Annotated in this window: 16 protein-coding genes; 11 read left to right on the forward strand and 5 right to left on the reverse strand. The window is 62.7% G+C overall.

The window, feature by feature from the left end:
- The first annotated feature begins 40 nt into the window (after nucleotides 1-40).
- Nucleotides 41-607, forward strand: a complete 567-nt coding sequence (locus D8767_RS01965) for a sugar O-acetyltransferase (RefSeq protein ID WP_016712572.1) — start codon at nucleotides 41-43, stop codon at nucleotides 605-607.
- Here the strand turns inward: D8767_RS01965 and D8767_RS01970 are convergent.
- Nucleotides 586-1,155 carry a DUF6436 domain-containing protein gene (locus D8767_RS01970; protein ID WP_016712571.1) on the reverse strand — a complete coding sequence of 190 codons (570 nt, stop codon included), beginning with the start codon at nucleotides 1,153-1,155 and terminating at the stop codon, nucleotides 586-588. The genes D8767_RS01965 and D8767_RS01970 overlap by 22 nt on opposite strands.
- A 120-nt stretch (nucleotides 1,156-1,275) precedes the next feature.
- On the opposite strand from D8767_RS01970, the gene D8767_RS01975 reads away from it, so the two are divergent.
- Nucleotides 1,276-2,202, forward strand: a complete 927-nt coding sequence (locus D8767_RS01975) for an alpha/beta hydrolase (protein WP_016712570.1) — start codon at nucleotides 1,276-1,278, stop codon at nucleotides 2,200-2,202.
- On the opposite strand, the gene D8767_RS01980 is transcribed toward D8767_RS01975, so the two are convergent.
- Nucleotides 2,203-2,955 carry a DUF2059 domain-containing protein gene (locus tag D8767_RS01980; RefSeq protein ID WP_016712569.1) on the reverse strand — a complete coding sequence of 251 codons (753 nt, stop codon included), beginning with the start codon at nucleotides 2,953-2,955 and terminating at the stop codon, nucleotides 2,203-2,205.
- A gap of 113 nt (nucleotides 2,956-3,068) precedes the next feature.
- On the opposite strand from D8767_RS01980, the gene D8767_RS01985 reads away from it, so the two are divergent.
- Nucleotides 3,069-3,701, forward strand: a complete 633-nt coding sequence (locus tag D8767_RS01985; protein WP_029380249.1) for a 2OG-Fe(II) oxygenase — start codon at nucleotides 3,069-3,071, stop codon at nucleotides 3,699-3,701.
- Complete coding sequence (locus D8767_RS01990) at nucleotides 3,688-4,191, forward strand: DUF523 domain-containing protein (protein WP_016712567.1); 504 nt, start codon at nucleotides 3,688-3,690, stop codon at nucleotides 4,189-4,191. Before D8767_RS01985 ends, D8767_RS01990 begins: the two co-directional genes overlap by 14 nt.
- 60 nt (nucleotides 4,192-4,251) lie before the next feature.
- Here the strand turns inward: D8767_RS01990 and D8767_RS01995 are convergent, their stop codons facing one another.
- The gene (locus tag D8767_RS01995) at nucleotides 4,252-4,740 is read right to left on the reverse strand and encodes a transporter substrate-binding domain-containing protein (protein ID WP_016712566.1); all 489 of its coding nucleotides are present in this window, start codon (nucleotides 4,738-4,740) and stop codon (nucleotides 4,252-4,254) included.
- Between the two features lie 223 nt (nucleotides 4,741-4,963).
- On the opposite strand from D8767_RS01995, the gene D8767_RS02000 reads away from it, so the two are divergent.
- On the forward strand, nucleotides 4,964-5,440 hold the full coding sequence (locus D8767_RS02000; protein WP_016712565.1) for a DUF4399 domain-containing protein: 477 nt from the start codon (nucleotides 4,964-4,966) through the stop codon (nucleotides 5,438-5,440).
- Between the two features lie 46 nt (nucleotides 5,441-5,486).
- Here the strand turns inward: D8767_RS02000 and serA are convergent, their stop codons facing one another.
- Nucleotides 5,487-6,716 (reverse strand): phosphoglycerate dehydrogenase, encoded by a 1,230-nt coding sequence (gene serA / locus D8767_RS02005; protein WP_016712564.1) that lies wholly within the window; start codon nucleotides 6,714-6,716, stop codon nucleotides 5,487-5,489.
- Between the two features lie 171 nt (nucleotides 6,717-6,887).
- Here serA and D8767_RS02010 point away from each other — a divergent pair, with 171 nt between their 5' ends.
- The 4 genes from D8767_RS02010 (at nucleotide 6,888) to D8767_RS02025 (ending at nucleotide 10,981) form a co-directional block, all read left to right on the forward strand.
- Nucleotides 6,888-8,285: an FAD-binding oxidoreductase gene (locus tag D8767_RS02010; protein WP_063977177.1), complete on the forward strand. Its 1,398-nt coding sequence runs from the start codon at nucleotides 6,888-6,890 to the stop codon at nucleotides 8,283-8,285.
- Between the two features lie 25 nt (nucleotides 8,286-8,310).
- Nucleotides 8,311-8,976 carry a fumarylacetoacetate hydrolase family protein gene (locus D8767_RS02015; protein ID WP_016712562.1) on the forward strand — a complete coding sequence of 222 codons (666 nt, stop codon included), beginning with the start codon at nucleotides 8,311-8,313 and terminating at the stop codon, nucleotides 8,974-8,976.
- Nucleotides 8,977-9,070: 94 nt separating this feature from the next.
- Nucleotides 9,071-9,988, forward strand: a complete 918-nt coding sequence (locus D8767_RS02020) for an SdiA-regulated domain-containing protein (protein ID WP_016712561.1) — start codon at nucleotides 9,071-9,073, stop codon at nucleotides 9,986-9,988.
- A 90-nt stretch (nucleotides 9,989-10,078) separates the two neighbouring features.
- Nucleotides 10,079-10,981: an SdiA-regulated domain-containing protein gene (locus D8767_RS02025; RefSeq protein WP_016712560.1), complete on the forward strand. Its 903-nt coding sequence runs from the start codon at nucleotides 10,079-10,081 to the stop codon at nucleotides 10,979-10,981.
- A gap of 134 nt (nucleotides 10,982-11,115) precedes the next feature.
- Here D8767_RS02025 and rpiA read toward each other — a convergent pair whose 3' ends face one another.
- On the reverse strand, nucleotides 11,116-11,790 hold the full coding sequence (gene rpiA, locus D8767_RS02030) for a ribose-5-phosphate isomerase RpiA (RefSeq protein ID WP_016712559.1): 675 nt from the start codon (nucleotides 11,788-11,790) through the stop codon (nucleotides 11,116-11,118).
- A 135-nt stretch (nucleotides 11,791-11,925) separates the two neighbouring features.
- On the opposite strand from rpiA, the gene ilvA reads away from it, so the two are divergent.
- Together ilvA and D8767_RS02040 are read left to right on the forward strand one after the other, a co-directional pair.
- Nucleotides 11,926-13,440 (forward strand): threonine ammonia-lyase, biosynthetic, encoded by a 1,515-nt coding sequence (ilvA, locus tag D8767_RS02035; protein WP_016712558.1) that lies wholly within the window; start codon nucleotides 11,926-11,928, stop codon nucleotides 13,438-13,440.
- A 38-nt stretch (nucleotides 13,441-13,478) separates the two neighbouring features.
- The gene (locus D8767_RS02040; protein WP_016712557.1) at nucleotides 13,479-13,904 is read left to right on the forward strand and encodes a DUF2269 domain-containing protein; all 426 of its coding nucleotides are present in this window, start codon (nucleotides 13,479-13,481) and stop codon (nucleotides 13,902-13,904) included.
- Nucleotides 13,905-13,919: the final 15 nt, after the last annotated feature.

A 13,919-nucleotide genomic window follows, 5' to 3' on the forward strand; every position in this document is an offset into this window, starting at 1 on the left:
CGGATTCGCGAACAGAGCATAGCCCCGGGAAGGAGATTCCATGTCACTCAGCGAAAAACAGAAGATGCTTACAGGTCAGCTCTACCACGCTGGCTGCCCCGAACTGCAGGCCGAGCAGATTGCCAACAAGCACTGGATGCACCGCTACAACAGCAGCGTCGAACTGCTCAACGACGCACGCCATGGGCTGTTGCTGGAGCATTTCGGCCAGGTGGGCGAAGGCGCGGTGATTCGCCCGCCGTTCTATTGCGACTACGGCTACAACATCAGCGTTGGCCGCAACACCTTCATGAACTTCAACTGCGTGATCCTCGACGTGATGCCGGTGCGCATCGGCGACGACTGCCAGATCGGCCCCAACGTGCAGATCTACACCGCCGACCACCCGCTCGACCCAGCAGTACGGCGCAGCGGGCTGGAGAGTGGGCGGGCGGTGACCATCGGCAACAACGTGTGGATCGGCGGTGCGGCGATCATCCTGCCAGGGGTGACGATTGGCGATAACGCCGTGGTCGGCGCGGGTAGCGTGGTGACCCGAAATGTGCCAGCCGGGGCGACGGTGGTGGGCAACCCGGCGCGGGTACGTCAGCCAGCCCAAGGGCAGTAGCAGCCCACCGCCAGTGTGTTGGATGCGGTCACCCGGCGGCCGTCGAGCAGTGCCTTGAGGATGGGCTCGACGAAGCTGTTGCTGGCGTTGCACACCGCGCCTTCGCTGTAAGGGCCGAAGTAAGCGAGGCGACCTTGCCGATCCCAGATGGCCACGGCCGGGGAGGCGGGCAGGTGCTCGCTACCGGGCAGGCTGGCGATGGGCTTGAGGGCGGTGAGGTTGGCGGGCAGCTGGCCATGGCTACCGGGCTTTTGCAGCACATGGAAGGTCACGCCCTGGGCTGCGAACTGGCTGACCAGGTCGCCCAGGTGTTGCTGGTTGCCGACGTTGCAGGGGCAGGCCGGGTCCCAGAAGTGCACCACGCGGATCGGGCCAGGGCCGGCCAGCTCGGGTGGCAGTTGCAGTTGGCTGCCGTCGAATAGCGTGGTCTGGTTGTCGAATGGGCGCAGGTAGCGGGCCTGGAAGGTGGTGTAGGCCTGCCAGAGGATGGTAATGCCAACCAACAAGGCGATTGCCGTGCACAGTGGTTTGATGGCTCGAGTCTTCATGAAATTTCCGCCATCCCCTGTAGGAGCGGTGCTGGTTGTTCGAGGTGAGCAAGCTTGCCATGGCGCCGCCTAGAGCTGAAGATTCCAGATCAATACATTGCATCAATGTGGATGTGCTCGATGCCCGCTGCTTTCAACCCTGACCACCTGCGCACCCGCCTGGCGCCGTTGACCGCTCGCCAGCCGTTAACGGCCGAGGCGCAGGACTACCAGCGCTTCTATGGCCTGAACTTGTCAGTCCAGAGCTGGCTGGGCGGCTTTCAGGCGGCGGGGTTCGACCTGGTCGGGCAGGTGTGGCTACCTGAGCAGCCGACCGCGACGTTGTTCCTGCTGCACGGCTACTACGATCACATGGGCCTGTATCGGCATGTGATCGACTGGGCGCTCACGCAGGGTTTTGCCGTGATCAGCTGTGACCTGCCCGGCCACGGCCTGTCCAGTGGCGAGCGGGCCAGCATCAGTGATTTTTCGGTGTATCAGCAGGTGCTGGAGGCGTTGTTCGAACAGGCGCGCACGCTGCAGCTGCCGCGCCCCTGGCACCTTTGCGGGCAAAGCACCGGTGGCGCCATCGCCGTTGACCACCTGCTGCATCAGGGGGCGCGCAGCCCCATCGATGGCCAGGTGATCCTGTTGGCACCGCTGGTGCGGCCTTGTTCCTGGCGCTGGTCGAAGTTGAGCTATCGCGTGCTGCGTCACTTCGTGAACGGCATCGAACGGCGCTTCAGCGAAAACACCAATGACCCGGCCTTCCTGCCGTTCCTCGAAGCCGACCCGCTACAACCGCGTCGCCTGCCAACCGCCTGGGTGGGCGCACTGATCGCCTGGGTCAAACGCATCGAAGCCGCGCCGCACAGTCCGCGGCGGCCGTTGATCGTACAGGGGGAGGCCGACGGCACGGTGGATTGGCCCTACAACCTCGAAGTGCTCAAAGCCAAGTTTGCCGACCCACAGATATTGATGCTGCCCGAGGCCCGTCACCACCTGGCCAACGAGCTGCCAGGCATTCGCCAACGCTACTTCGACTTCATCGACCAGCGCCTGGGCTGATCACTTCAGGTCGTTGCTGCTCTGGCCAACCGCCAGGCCCGCACGCACAGCCGCCAGCGCTGCCTGGTAGTAGGCTTTGCCGTCGGGTGATTCGGCAAAGGTGGCGAACGCTTCCAGCTCGGCATCGGACAGGTCGCGGTAGACATACAGCAAGGTGTTGTTGAGGTCTTCGCCGATCTGGTTCATCAGGCGCTGGCGCTGGCCGTCGAGCAGGCCCTGTGCCTGGCCGCCGCCGAACAGGCCGGGGATCATCGAGCTGAGGCTGTCGGCCGCCACGCCAGCAATGGCCAGGCTGACTTCGGCACCGGCCTCACGCGCTGGCAGGGCTTGCGCCAAGTGGCCGATGACCAGCAGGCGGTCGTCGCTGGCCTGGATCTTGGGCAGGCCTTTGGCATTCTTGGCCAGTTCGTCCTTGCGGGTGGCCTTCAGCTCGGCTGCCACCACCTTGCGCCCCAGCGGCGACTGGAAGAAGGCCAAGGCAGGTGCCGGATTGGCCAGGGTGGCCCGCAGCTGCGCCTGGGCGCGACGGTCCACCGCCTGGGCCTCGAAGCGCTGGTTGCTGTTGTTGACCAGCGCCTGGTACACGGCGGGGGGCAAACTGTTGCGGTAGCGCGCCTGGGCGGCGGTGAGAGCATCGTTGAAGTGGGCGCGCTGGTCGGGCCAGCCGGCGGCCTTGTACAGTTGATCCAGGTTGTCTGCCCAGACAGGCATGGTGCAGATCATCAGCAGAATCAGGGAAAACAGACGGCGCATTCAGGACTCCTGTCGGCAGGTGGCTATTGTCCTTGGCCCGGCGCCGGTTTGTCGAGATATCCGCGTATTTCTCGGCCAAGTGGCGCTGTGCGCCGCCATGGCGAATGGATATGATGCGCGCCATGCACAACTCCCCCGAACACCCGATGCTTGCGGCCGTCGTCGACGATCTGGACACCCATGGCTGGTCCCAGCAGGCGCTGTTTTTGCCTGCCGACCTGGTGCGTGCGCTGGCGGCCGAATGCCGACGCCGTGATGCCGAAGGCGAGCTTAACCCGGCAGCGGTTGGGCGCGGGGTTGCCCAGGAGGTGCGCGAGGCCATCCGCGGCGACCAGATCCAGTGGATCGACCCCGGGCAGGCCGAGGCCTGCGACCAGTACCTGGCGGCCATGGACCAGTTGCGCCTGGTCATCAACCAGGGCCTGTTCCTGGGCCTGGAGGATTTCGAGTGCCATTTTGCCTTGTACCCACCGGGGGCGTTCTATCGCCGGCACCTGGACCGCTTCCGCGACGATGACCGGCGCATGGTGTCGGCCGTGCTGTACCTGAATGAAGGCTGGCAACCTGAGGACGGCGGCCAGTTGCGCATGTTCCTGGCCGATGGCGTCGAGCACGACGTTGAGCCTGTGGCGGGTTGCCTGGTGGTGTTCCTGTCGGGCGAGGTGCCCCACGAAGTGCTGCCGGCCGGGCGAGAACGGCTGTCGTTGACGGGCTGGTTCCGGCGCCGTGGCAATGACCCGTTCTGATTTGCCCAAGGTACTGGTCAGCGCTTGCCTGCTGGGGCAACCGGTGCGCTATGACGGCCGGGCCAGTGGCCATCCTGACTTGTTGCAGCGATGGCAGGCAGAAGGGCGCGTAGTGCCGTTGTGCCCGGAGGTGGCAGGTGGATTGCCGACGCCGCGTCCGCCTGCGGAGATTCCGGGTGGACAGGGTGGCGAGGTGCTTGATGGCGAGGCGCAGGTGCTGACGGTGACGGGTGAGGATGTCAGTGCCGCGTTTCTGGCCGGGGCGCAGTTGGCGCTGGTACTGGTGCAGCGGCATGGCATTCGTGTGGCAGTGCTGAAGTCGGGTAGCCCATCGTGTGGTAACCGGTTGACCTATGACGGCACGTTCACGGGTGTGAAAGTGGCGGGGGAAGGGGTGACCACGGCGTTGCTGCGGCGGGCGGGGGTGCGGGTGTTCAGCGAGCTGGAGCTGGAACAGGCGCAGCAGGCGCTGGCTGGGCTTTCAGTTTAAGCCTGTACCGGCCTCGTCGCGGGTAAACCCGCGAAGAGGCCGGTACAGGCTGTAAAAACCTTACTGCCCGGCCGCAGTCTCCTGCACACCCTTGAACCACTTCTGCTCAAGCTCGGCAGTGCGGCCACTGTCTTTCAGCCGTTGCAGCGCATTATTCACCGCGCTCTCGAACGCCGGGTTGTCCTTCTGGAACGGAATCACCCGCTTCTTTTCGCCAATCGGCAGGCTCACATCGAGTGGGCCGTCGCCCTTTGGTGCATCGGTCGATGGGGTGAGTGCAATGTCATATTTGCCACTCTCGACACCGCTCAGCACTTCGGCGGCCGGGGCCTCGACGAACTCGGCGCGCAAGTCCAGTTCCCGGGCCAGGTCCTGGCCAAATTCGATGTCGAACCCCGTCAGGTGGTCGTCTTGCTTGAAGGCGTACGGTGAGTTGTCAGCCTGCACCGCAATGCGCAGTTCGCCCCGGTCGGCGACTTCGTCTATCAGCTCCGCCTGGGCCAATGGACTGATCAGCACTGCCAGCAGTACCCCTATGGTCGAACGCATGAATGCCCCTTTTCTTTTAGCAGATGAATAACTTTCGCCACGGCTTTCTTCCTCGCCGTGATCGAGCGCAGCCTATGACCTTGAAGCCTCGGCATTGTTTAACCCTGACGGAAATATTTCTGTCAGGCAATGTGAACACCTTGGCGAATATTTCAACTAAGGTGAACTACCGCTGCCGTTGGATCCCAGGCTGCGGTCAATAAGTGAATCACAGGAGAAGTGAATGAACAGCCTATTTTCGCGTGCTGCCGTTGCCGGTCTGCTGATGGGAGCGTCGGTATTCGCCAGTGCCGCAGATGCCCTGAAGAGCCAGGAGCCGCCCAAGGAGGCCAAGGTCTTCATCGTTTCCCCCGCCGATGGCGCCACGGTCGACAAGACCTTCACCGTCAAGTTCGGCATTGAGGGCATGGCACTCAAGCCAGCGGGTGACCAGACCCCGCACACCGGGCACCACCACTTGCTGGTGGATGTGGATAAAGAACCCGTGGCTGACATGCCGCTGCCAACCAGCCTGATGCCGGAAGCCGGCACCGCGCTGCCGGCGGGCCCGCAGGTGCTGCACTTCGGCAAGGCGCAGACCGAGACCAGCATTACCCTGACGCCGGGCAAGCACACCCTGCAATTGATTCTGGGTGACCAGTATCACGTGCCGTTCAAGCCGAGCGTCGAGTCGAAGAAGATCACGGTTGAAGTGAAATAAAAAAGGGAGGCCACCAGGGCCTCCCTTTTTCATGCAGCAAGCGAACTTAGAACAGGACGCGGGAGCGGATGGTGCCCTTGACCTGTTGCAGTTTCTCTTGCGCCAGGTCGGAGTACTCGGCGTCAACGTCGATTACCACGTAACCGACTTTCTCGTTGGTCTGCAGGAACTGACCGGAGATGTTGATACCGTTCTCGGCGAACACCTTGTTGATCTCGCTGAGCACGCCCGGGATGTTTTCGTGGATGTGCAGCAGGCGGTGCTTGCCTGGGTGCGCCGGCAGGGCCACTTCCGGGAAGTTGACCGAGGACACCGAGGTACCGTTGTCGCTGTACTTGACCAGCTTCTCGGCCACTTCCAGGCCGATGTTGGCCTGGGCTTCGGCGGTGGAACCACCGATGTGCGGGGTCAGGATCACGTTGTCCAGGCCGCGCAGCGGGCTTTCGAACTCTTCGTCGTTGGAGCGTGGCTCAACCGGGAACACGTCGATGGCGGCGCCGATCAGGTGCTTGTCCTTGATGGCGGCGGCCAGATGGTCCAGTTCAACCACGGTGCCACGGGCGGCGTTGATCAGGATCGCGCCCTTCTTCATCGAGCGGATTTCCTTCTCGCCGATCATCCACTGGGTGGACGGCAGCTCAGGCACGTGCAGCGAAACGATGTCGGCCAGGCCCAGCAGCTCGTTCAGGCTGGTGACCTGCACGGCGTTGCCCAGTGGCAGCTTGGTCAGCGGGTCGAAGAAGTACACCTGCATACCCAGGTTCTCGGCCAGGACCGACAGCTGGGTACCGATAGAACCGTAGCCGACGATGCCCAGCTTCTTGCCACGGATTTCGAACGAGTTGGCCGCGCTCTTGATCCAGCCGCCACGGTGGCAGGAGGCGTTTTTCTCAGGGATGCCGCGCAGCAGCAGGATGGCTTCGGCCAGCACCAGCTCGGCCACCGAGCGGGTGTTGGAGTACGGCGCGTTGAACACGGCGATACCGCGCTCGCGGGCCGCTTCCAGGTCTACCTGGTTGGTGCCGATGCAGAAGCAGCCAACAGCGACCAGTTTCTTGGCGCAGTCGAAGATCTCTTCGGTGAGCTGGGTGCGCGAACGGATACCGATGAAGTGGGCGTCGGCGATCTTTTCCTTCAGCTCGGCTTCCGGCAACGAACCAGTGAGGTATTCGATGTTGGTGTAGCCGGCAGCCTTGAGGGTATCGACTGCGTTCTGGTGCACACCTTCAAGAAGAAGGAACCGGATCTTGCTCTTGTCGAGAGAAGTCTTGCTCATCTGCGTAAACCTGTATCCCGGAGAAAAAATGGCGAGGGGTGATGCCAGGCGCGAGGGCAGCCTTAGCATGAACAGCGGGAGGGCTATGCTAGCATACGCGACACAATCTGAGCTTATCCCGACAGGTGAAGAGTGCTCAGGGTGACTATGAATAAGTCGAGAGTTCCAGCGATGACCCACCCCGCTGTAATTGAAGAACTGATGACCCTTGTCGACCCTGGCAAGGTCCTGACCGACGCGGCTTCCCTCGAAGCCTATGGCAAGGACTGGACCAAGCATTACCCGCCGGCGCCCAGCGCCATCGTCTTCCCCAAGACGGTAGAACAGGTGCAGGCGATTGTGCGCTGGGCCAATGCGCACAAGGTAGCCCTGGTGCCCTCTGGCGGGCGTACCGGGCTTTCGGCCGGCGCCGTGGCGGCCAATGGCGAGGTTGTCGTTTCTTTCGACTACATGAACCAGATTCTCGACTTCAATGCCTTCGACCGCACCGTGGTCTGCCAGCCGGGCGTGATCACGCGTCAGTTGCAGGCCTACGCCGAAGAACAGGGCCTTTATTACCCAGTGGACTTCGCTTCCAGCGGTTCTAGCCAGATTGGCGGCAACATCGGCACCAATGCCGGCGGAATCAAGGTGATTCGCTACGGCATGACCCGCAACTGGGTGGCCGGGTTGAAAGTGGTCACCGGCAAGGGCGAACTGCTGGAACTGAACAAGGACCTTATCAAGAACGCCACCGGCTACGATCTACGCCAGTTGTTCATTGGTGCCGAAGGCACGCTGGGCTTCGTGGTCGAGGCCACCATGCGCCTGGACCGGGCCCCGCGCAACCTGACCGCGATGGTGCTCGGTACGCCGGACTTCGACTCGATCATGCCGGTGCTACATGCCTTCCAGGGCAAGCTGGACCTCACGGCCTTCGAGTTTTTCTCCGACAAGGGCCTGGCAAAGATTCTGGCGCGCGGTGACGTACCGGCGCCGTTCGAGACCGACTGCCCGTTCTATGCGTTGCTGGAGTTCGAGGCCAGCACCGAGGAAGTGGCCAACGAGGCCCTGGCCACCTTTGAGCACTGCGTGGAGCAGGGCTGGGTGCTGGACGGGGTGATGAGCCAGAGTGAAACCCAGCTTAAAAACCTGTGGAAGCTGCGCGAGTACCTGTCGGAAACCATCTCGCACTGGACTCCGTACAAAAACGACATTTCCGTCACTGTGTCGAAAGTGCCGGCGTTCCTGCGCGATATCGACGCTATCGTCGCAGAGCATTACCCCGACTATGAGGTGGTGTGGTACGGCCACATCGGCGATGGCAACCTGCACCTGAACATCCTCAAGCCCGAGCACATGAGCAAGGATGATTTCTTTGCCTCGTGTACCAAGGTCAACAAGTGGGTGTTCGACATCGTTAAACGCTACAACGGCTCGATCTCGGCCGAGCATGGCGTGGGCATGACCAAGCGCGACTATCTGGGCTACAGCCGCTCGCCCGAAGAAATCGCCTGCATGAAGGCGATCAAGGCCGTATTCGACCCTAACGGCATCATGAATCCGGGTAAGATCTTCGCACCTGAATAAAAAGCAGTATCCAGAGGAGTCGGCCATGAGTTACCAGCACCAGTACGTAGACGGCACGCGCATTCACTTCCCGTTGGGCAAGGTGGTGTGCATCGGCCGCAACTATGCCGAGCATGCCAAGGAACTGGACAACCCGATCCCTACCGAGCCGCTGCTGTTCATCAAGCCGGGTAGCTGCGTGGTGCCGGCCGAAGGCGGCTTCAAGATCCCGGCCGAACGTGGTTCGGTGCACTATGAGGCCGAAATTGCCGTGCTGCTGGGCAAGCCGCTGTCGACCCATCCGAGCGAGGAAGAGGTGCTGGACGCCATTTCCGGCTATGCCCCGGCGCTGGACCTGACCCTGCGCGATGTACAGGCCAAGCTGAAAGAGAAGGGCCTGCCGTGGGAGCTGGCCAAGTGCTTCGACGGCGCCTGTGTGCTGCCGCCGTTCGTCTCGGCTGGCAGCTTTGAGGACGTGACCGACATTCCGGTACGCCTGACTGTCAACGGCGAAGTGCGCCAGGATGGCAACAGCGCGATGATGCTCAACCCGATCGTGCCGATGATCCAGTACATGGCGGCGCATTTTTCGTTGCAGGCGGGGGATGTGATTCTCACCGGCACCCCGGCGGGCGTGGGGCCGTTCAATGTGGGTGATGAGCTGGTGCTGGAGCTGCCGGGTGTAAGCCGCTTCGAAAGCCGGGTGCTCTGAGTCCGAACCGCGAAGAGGTAGGCCCTGTTTACCGATTTTTCACACTCGATCCGGATAATGCGCGGATCTTCGCCCATTCCCCCTGGACCCGCGCATGCCATCCTCCTCCGCCCCGGCAACCTCCAAGCGTCGCTTCTACCTGCGCTGGCCCTTCGGCTTGGCCGTGGCAGCGGTGATCGGTTATGGCGTGGCCGTGGCCATGCACTGGGATGACCGCGGTGCGTTGTGGGTAAAAGAGAGCTTCGAAAGCACCGCCGAGCGCAGCGAAAGCGTGTGGTTGCCGGACTACCAGGTAGACATCGATGCCAAGCCGCTGCCAGGCATGGACGATGACGAAGCCTCGGACTTGGCCTTCAACCCACATACCCGCACCTTGTTCGCGGTCATGGGCAAGAACCCGATCCTGGTCGAGCTGAGCCTGGAGGGTGATGTACTGCGCAAGATCCCGCTCAATGGCTGGAACAACCCGGAAGGCGTTGCCGTGCTGGAAGACGGCTACCTGGCCATCACCGACGAGCGCCTGCATGACTTGACCGTGGTCAAGGTGGATGCACAGACCACGGCGTTGAACCATGACGACTTCCAGAGCCACGACCTGGGCCCGTCGGTGAAAAGCAACAAGGGCTTCGAGGCCGTGGCCTGGGACCCGATGCGCCAGCGCCTGATCATCGGCGAAGAGCGCCCGCCCAAGCTGTACACCTGGAACACCGATGGCCGCAGCCCGCTCAAGGGTGAGAAGCAGCCTTTGCCGAGCGATGAGCTCGACCTGCGCAACCTCTCGGCGCTGGGTGTCGACCCGCGTACCGGCCACTTGCTGGTGCTCTCGGCCGACTCCAACATGCTCCTGGAGCTGGACGAACAGGGCCAGCAGGTCAGTTTCATGACCTTGCTTGGCGGCTTCAACGGGCTTGAAGACACCATCCCGAGGGCCGAAGGGGTGGCGATGGACGACAAGGGCAACCTGTATATGGTCAGTGAGCCGGCCTTGTTCTATCGCTTCAGAAAAAACTGAGCCCGAAATCGGGCATTTCGGATGCTGGCATTAAGCTTTACTTCAGTTGTTCATGGTTAGATTCGCCACCCCTGTGTCGAGCCTGCCCTTATGCGCCGTTATGTTCGCCTTATCCTTGTTTTCGCCGCCCTCGGCTTACTCCTGTTTGGCTGGGCCGGGCAGGAGTTTCGCCTGTTCGAGCGCGGCTGGTTCAACCTGAAGACCTGGTGGCAGCCCGCCGAGCAGAGCATTGGCCTGGACCGCTACCGGGTGGTGGTGGAGGCCAAGCCGGTCGAAGGGCTGGATGACGACATCTCGGCGCTGACCTACGACCCCGACCGCAAGACCCTGTTCACCGTCACCAACGCCCGTTCGGAGCTGATTGAGCTGTCGCTGGACGGCCGTATTCTGCGCCGGGTGCCATTGACCGGGTTTGGCGACCCGGAAGCCGTGGAGTACGTGGGGCCCAACAGCTATGTGATCACCGACGAGCGCCAGCAGCGGCTGATTCGCGTACGGCTGGAAGACGACACGCTGTTCCTCGATGCCGGTGACGCCGAGCAGCTCAGCTTGGGCATTGGGCTGAACGGCAACAAGGGTTTTGAGGGGCTGGCCTACGATTCGGCGGGTAAGCGCCTGTTCGTGGCCAAGGAGCGTGACCCGATGCTGATCTACGAGGTGCACGGCTTCCCGCATGACAACCCGGAAAAGCCTTACGCCGTGCATGTGGTGCAAGACCGCAAGCGCGATGCGCGGCTGTTTGTGCGGGATTTGTCGAGTTTGCAGTTCGATGAGCGCAGCGGGCATTTGCTGGCGCTTTCGGACGAATCGCGCCTGGTGCTGGAGCTGGATGTAGAAGGCAGGCCGCTGAGCACCTTGTCGCTGCGCAAGGGCTTCCAGGGGTTGCAGGCGACGGTGCCGCAGGCCGAGGGGATTGCGATGGATGAGGCGGGGACCATTTATCTGGTCAGTGAGCCGAACCTGTTTTATGTGTTCAAGCAGCCAGCGGAGTGAGCAGGAGGGGCTGCTTTGCAGCCCTTTCGCGGCACAAGGCCGCTCCTACAGGGGAGCGCATCAGGTTCAGGCGCTGCAGTCTCTTGTAGGAGCGGCCTTGTGCCGCGAATCGAGGGCAAAGCCCTCGCCGACGATTACTCGGCCTTCAGGGTTTTCACGCCTTCAGCGGTACCCAGCAGCAGCAAATCCGCTGGCCGCGCCGCGAACAGGCCGTTGGTCACCACACCTACGATGGCGTTGATCTGCGCTTCCAGCTCCGCCGGGTTGGTGATCTGCAGGTTATGCACGTCGAGGATCACGTTGCCGTTGTCGGTCACAACGCCTTCGCGATACACCGGGTCGCCGCCCAGCTTCACCAGCTGGCGCGCCACGTGGCTGCGGGCCATTGGGATCACTTCGACCGGCAGCGGGAAGGCGCCCAGCACCGGCACCAGCTTGCTGCCGTCGGCGATGCAGATGAAGGTCTTGGCCACGGCTGCGACGATTTTCTCACGGGTCAGGGCCGCGCCACCGCCTTTGATCAAGTTCAGGTGCGCGTCGCTTTCGTCGGCGCCGTCCACGTAGAACTCCAGCTCGCTGACGCTGTTCAGCTCGTAGACCGGGATGCCATGGCCCTTCAGACGCTGGGCGGTGGCTTCGGAGCTGGCGACTGCGCCGTCGAAGGCGGTCTTGTGCTGAGCCAGGGCGTCGATGAAGAAGTTGGCGGTCGAACCGGTGCCGACGCCGACAACGCTCTTTTCATCCAGCTTGGGCAGAATGAAGTCGACAGCGGCCTGGGCGACGGCCTGTTTGAGTTGGTCCTGGGTCATGCGGGCTCCGAAAAGGGGCAGGGCGGTTTTCAAAGTTGCTTAGTATAACGGCTTGGGCGGCTTTGCTGTGGTCGCCCGACGTAGCGCTGGGGTAGACTCCCAGCCCTTGTCCCGCGGCCCAGTGATGCTTTCCCGATGCTCGAACAGTACGTCAAGAAGATCCTCACCTCGCGCGTCTATGACGTTGCCGTCGAAACCCCGTTGCAGAGCGCCGGGCAGCTGAGCAAGCGCCTGGGTAACCAGATTCTGCTCAAGCGTGAAGACCTGCAGCCGGTGTTCTCGTTCAAGATCCGTGGGGCGTACAACAAGCTGGCCCAGCTGAGCCCGGAAGAGCTGGCCCGTGGCGTGGTTACCGCCTCGGCTGGCAACCACGCCCAAGGCCTGGCCCTGGCTGCGCGCGAGATGGGCATCAAAGCCACCATCGTAATGCCCAAGACTACTCCTGAGATCAAGGTCGAAGGCGTGCGTTCGCGCGGTGGCAAGGTGGTGCTGCATGGCGACTCGTTCCCCGAGGCGCTGGCCTATTCGTTGAAGCTGGTGGATGAAAAGGGCTTTGTCTACGTCCACCCCTACGATGACCCGCACACCATCGCTGGGCAGGGCACCGTGGCTATGGAAATCCTGCGCCAGCACCCTGGCCAGCTGGACGCGATCTTCGTGCCTGTGGGGGGCGGCGGCTTGATCGCCGGCATTGCTGCCTACGTGAAGTACCTGCGCCCCGAAATCAAGGTGATCGGCGTGGAGCCGGACGACTCCAACTGCCTGCAGGCGGCGATGGCGGCCGGCGAGCGCGTGGTGTTGCCACAGGTCGGGCTGTTCGCCGACGGCGTGGCGGTGGCCCAGATCGGCCAGCACACCTTCGATATCTGCCGTCACCATGTGGATGAGGTGGTGACGGTCAGCACCGACGAAATTTGTGCAGCAATCAAGGATATCTACGACGATACCCGCTCGATCACCGAACCTGCCGGCGCTCTGGGCGTGGCGGGCATCAAGAAGTATGTCGAGCTGTACGGCGTGACCGGGCAGACCCTGGTGGCTATCGATTCCGGCGCCAACGTAAACTTCGACCGCCTGCGCCATGTGGCCGAGCGTGCCGAGTTGGGTGAAAAGCGCGAGGCGATCATCGCCGTGACCATCCCCGAGCGCCCGGGCAGCTTCAAGGCGTTCTGTGAGGCCATCGGCAAGCGCCAGATCACCGAGTTCAACTACCGCAAGCACACCTCTGACGAGGCGCACATCTTCGTCGGCGTGCAGACCCACCCGGAAAATGACCCGCGAGCGGCGCTGGTGCAGCACCTGACCGAGCAGGGCTTCCCGGTTACCGACTTGACCGACAACGAACTGGCCAAGCTGCATATCCGCCACATGGTCGGCGGCCATTCGGCCGGTGCCAGCGATGAGATGGTGCTGCGCTTCGAGTTCCCCGAGCGACCGGGGGCGCTGTTCAACTTCCTCAATAAGCTGGGCGGGCGCTGGAACATCTCGATGTTCCATTACCGCAACCATGGCGCGGCTGACGGGCGTGTGGTGGCGGGGTTGCAGGTGCCGGAGGACGAGCGCCACCTGGTGCCGGCGGCCTTGGCCAAGATCGGTTACCCCTACTGGGACGAGACCGAGAACCCGGCGTACAAGCTGTTCCTGGGTTGAGCGGCTAAGCTTGGCTTATTGCTCAAGGATGTGAAGACATGGAACACCTGACCACCCTCAAGACCCTGCACATGATCGCTACCGCCCTGTTGCTTCTGGGGGCTCTGGGCCTGGCGATCTGGACCGTGCGTGCCCGCAGGCGAGGCGATGCCGAGGCCTATGCCAAGCTGTTGCGTCGACCGCTGGTGTTCGTCTGGCTGGTCATGGGCCTTTGCCTGGTGAGCATGCCATTTACCGGCTGGTGGCTGGTGCACCTCGTGGGCTGGCCGCTTGGGCAGACCTGGCTGCTGGCGTCCAGCGTCATCTATACCGTTGGCGCGTTTGCCGTGTGGTGGCTGCTGGTGCGGCTGAACCGGCTGCGCAAGGCCGAGGTGGTGGGGTTGCGGTTTACCCTGGCGCTGGCGGTGTTCAGTGGGGTTTGCTTCCTGTCCATTGCCGGGCTGATGGGCGCCAAGCCAGTCTGATTGAATTTGGGGCTG

Source organism: Pseudomonas sp. LTGT-11-2Z, from assembly GCF_003691445.1.
GTDB classification, from domain to species: domain Bacteria; phylum Pseudomonadota; class Gammaproteobacteria; order Pseudomonadales; family Pseudomonadaceae; genus Aquipseudomonas; species Aquipseudomonas monteilii.

What these genes read in the sequence shown, in the direction of transcription:
- D8767_RS01965 (WP_016712572.1), top strand. Translation starts at nt 41, where the DNA reads ATGTCACTCAGCGAAAAACAGAAGATGCTTACAGGTCAGCTCTACCAC.
- D8767_RS01970 (WP_016712571.1), bottom strand. Translation starts at nt 1,155, where the DNA reads ATGAAGACTCGAGCCATCAAACCACTGTGCACGGCAATCGCCTTGTTG.
- D8767_RS01975 (WP_016712570.1), top strand. Translation starts at nt 1,276, where the DNA reads ATGCCCGCTGCTTTCAACCCTGACCACCTGCGCACCCGCCTGGCGCCG.
- D8767_RS01980 (WP_016712569.1), bottom strand. Translation starts at nt 2,955, where the DNA reads ATGCGCCGTCTGTTTTCCCTGATTCTGCTGATGATCTGCACCATGCCT.
- D8767_RS01985 (WP_029380249.1), top strand. Translation starts at nt 3,069, where the DNA reads ATGCGCGCCATGCACAACTCCCCCGAACACCCGATGCTTGCGGCCGTC.
- D8767_RS01990 (WP_016712567.1), top strand. Translation starts at nt 3,688, where the DNA reads ATGACCCGTTCTGATTTGCCCAAGGTACTGGTCAGCGCTTGCCTGCTG.
- D8767_RS01995 (WP_016712566.1), bottom strand. Translation starts at nt 4,740, where the DNA reads ATGCGTTCGACCATAGGGGTACTGCTGGCAGTGCTGATCAGTCCATTG.
- D8767_RS02000 (WP_016712565.1), top strand. Translation starts at nt 4,964, where the DNA reads ATGAACAGCCTATTTTCGCGTGCTGCCGTTGCCGGTCTGCTGATGGGA.
- serA (WP_016712564.1), bottom strand. Translation starts at nt 6,716, where the DNA reads ATGAGCAAGACTTCTCTCGACAAGAGCAAGATCCGGTTCCTTCTTCTT.
- D8767_RS02010 (WP_063977177.1), top strand. Translation starts at nt 6,888, where the DNA reads ATGACCCACCCCGCTGTAATTGAAGAACTGATGACCCTTGTCGACCCT.
- D8767_RS02015 (WP_016712562.1), top strand. Translation starts at nt 8,311, where the DNA reads ATGAGTTACCAGCACCAGTACGTAGACGGCACGCGCATTCACTTCCCG.
- D8767_RS02020 (WP_016712561.1), top strand. Translation starts at nt 9,071, where the DNA reads ATGCCATCCTCCTCCGCCCCGGCAACCTCCAAGCGTCGCTTCTACCTG.
- D8767_RS02025 (WP_016712560.1), top strand. Translation starts at nt 10,079, where the DNA reads ATGCGCCGTTATGTTCGCCTTATCCTTGTTTTCGCCGCCCTCGGCTTA.
- rpiA (WP_016712559.1), bottom strand. Translation starts at nt 11,790, where the DNA reads ATGACCCAGGACCAACTCAAACAGGCCGTCGCCCAGGCCGCTGTCGAC.
- ilvA (WP_016712558.1), top strand. Translation starts at nt 11,926, where the DNA reads ATGCTCGAACAGTACGTCAAGAAGATCCTCACCTCGCGCGTCTATGAC.
- D8767_RS02040 (WP_016712557.1), top strand. Translation starts at nt 13,479, where the DNA reads ATGGAACACCTGACCACCCTCAAGACCCTGCACATGATCGCTACCGCC.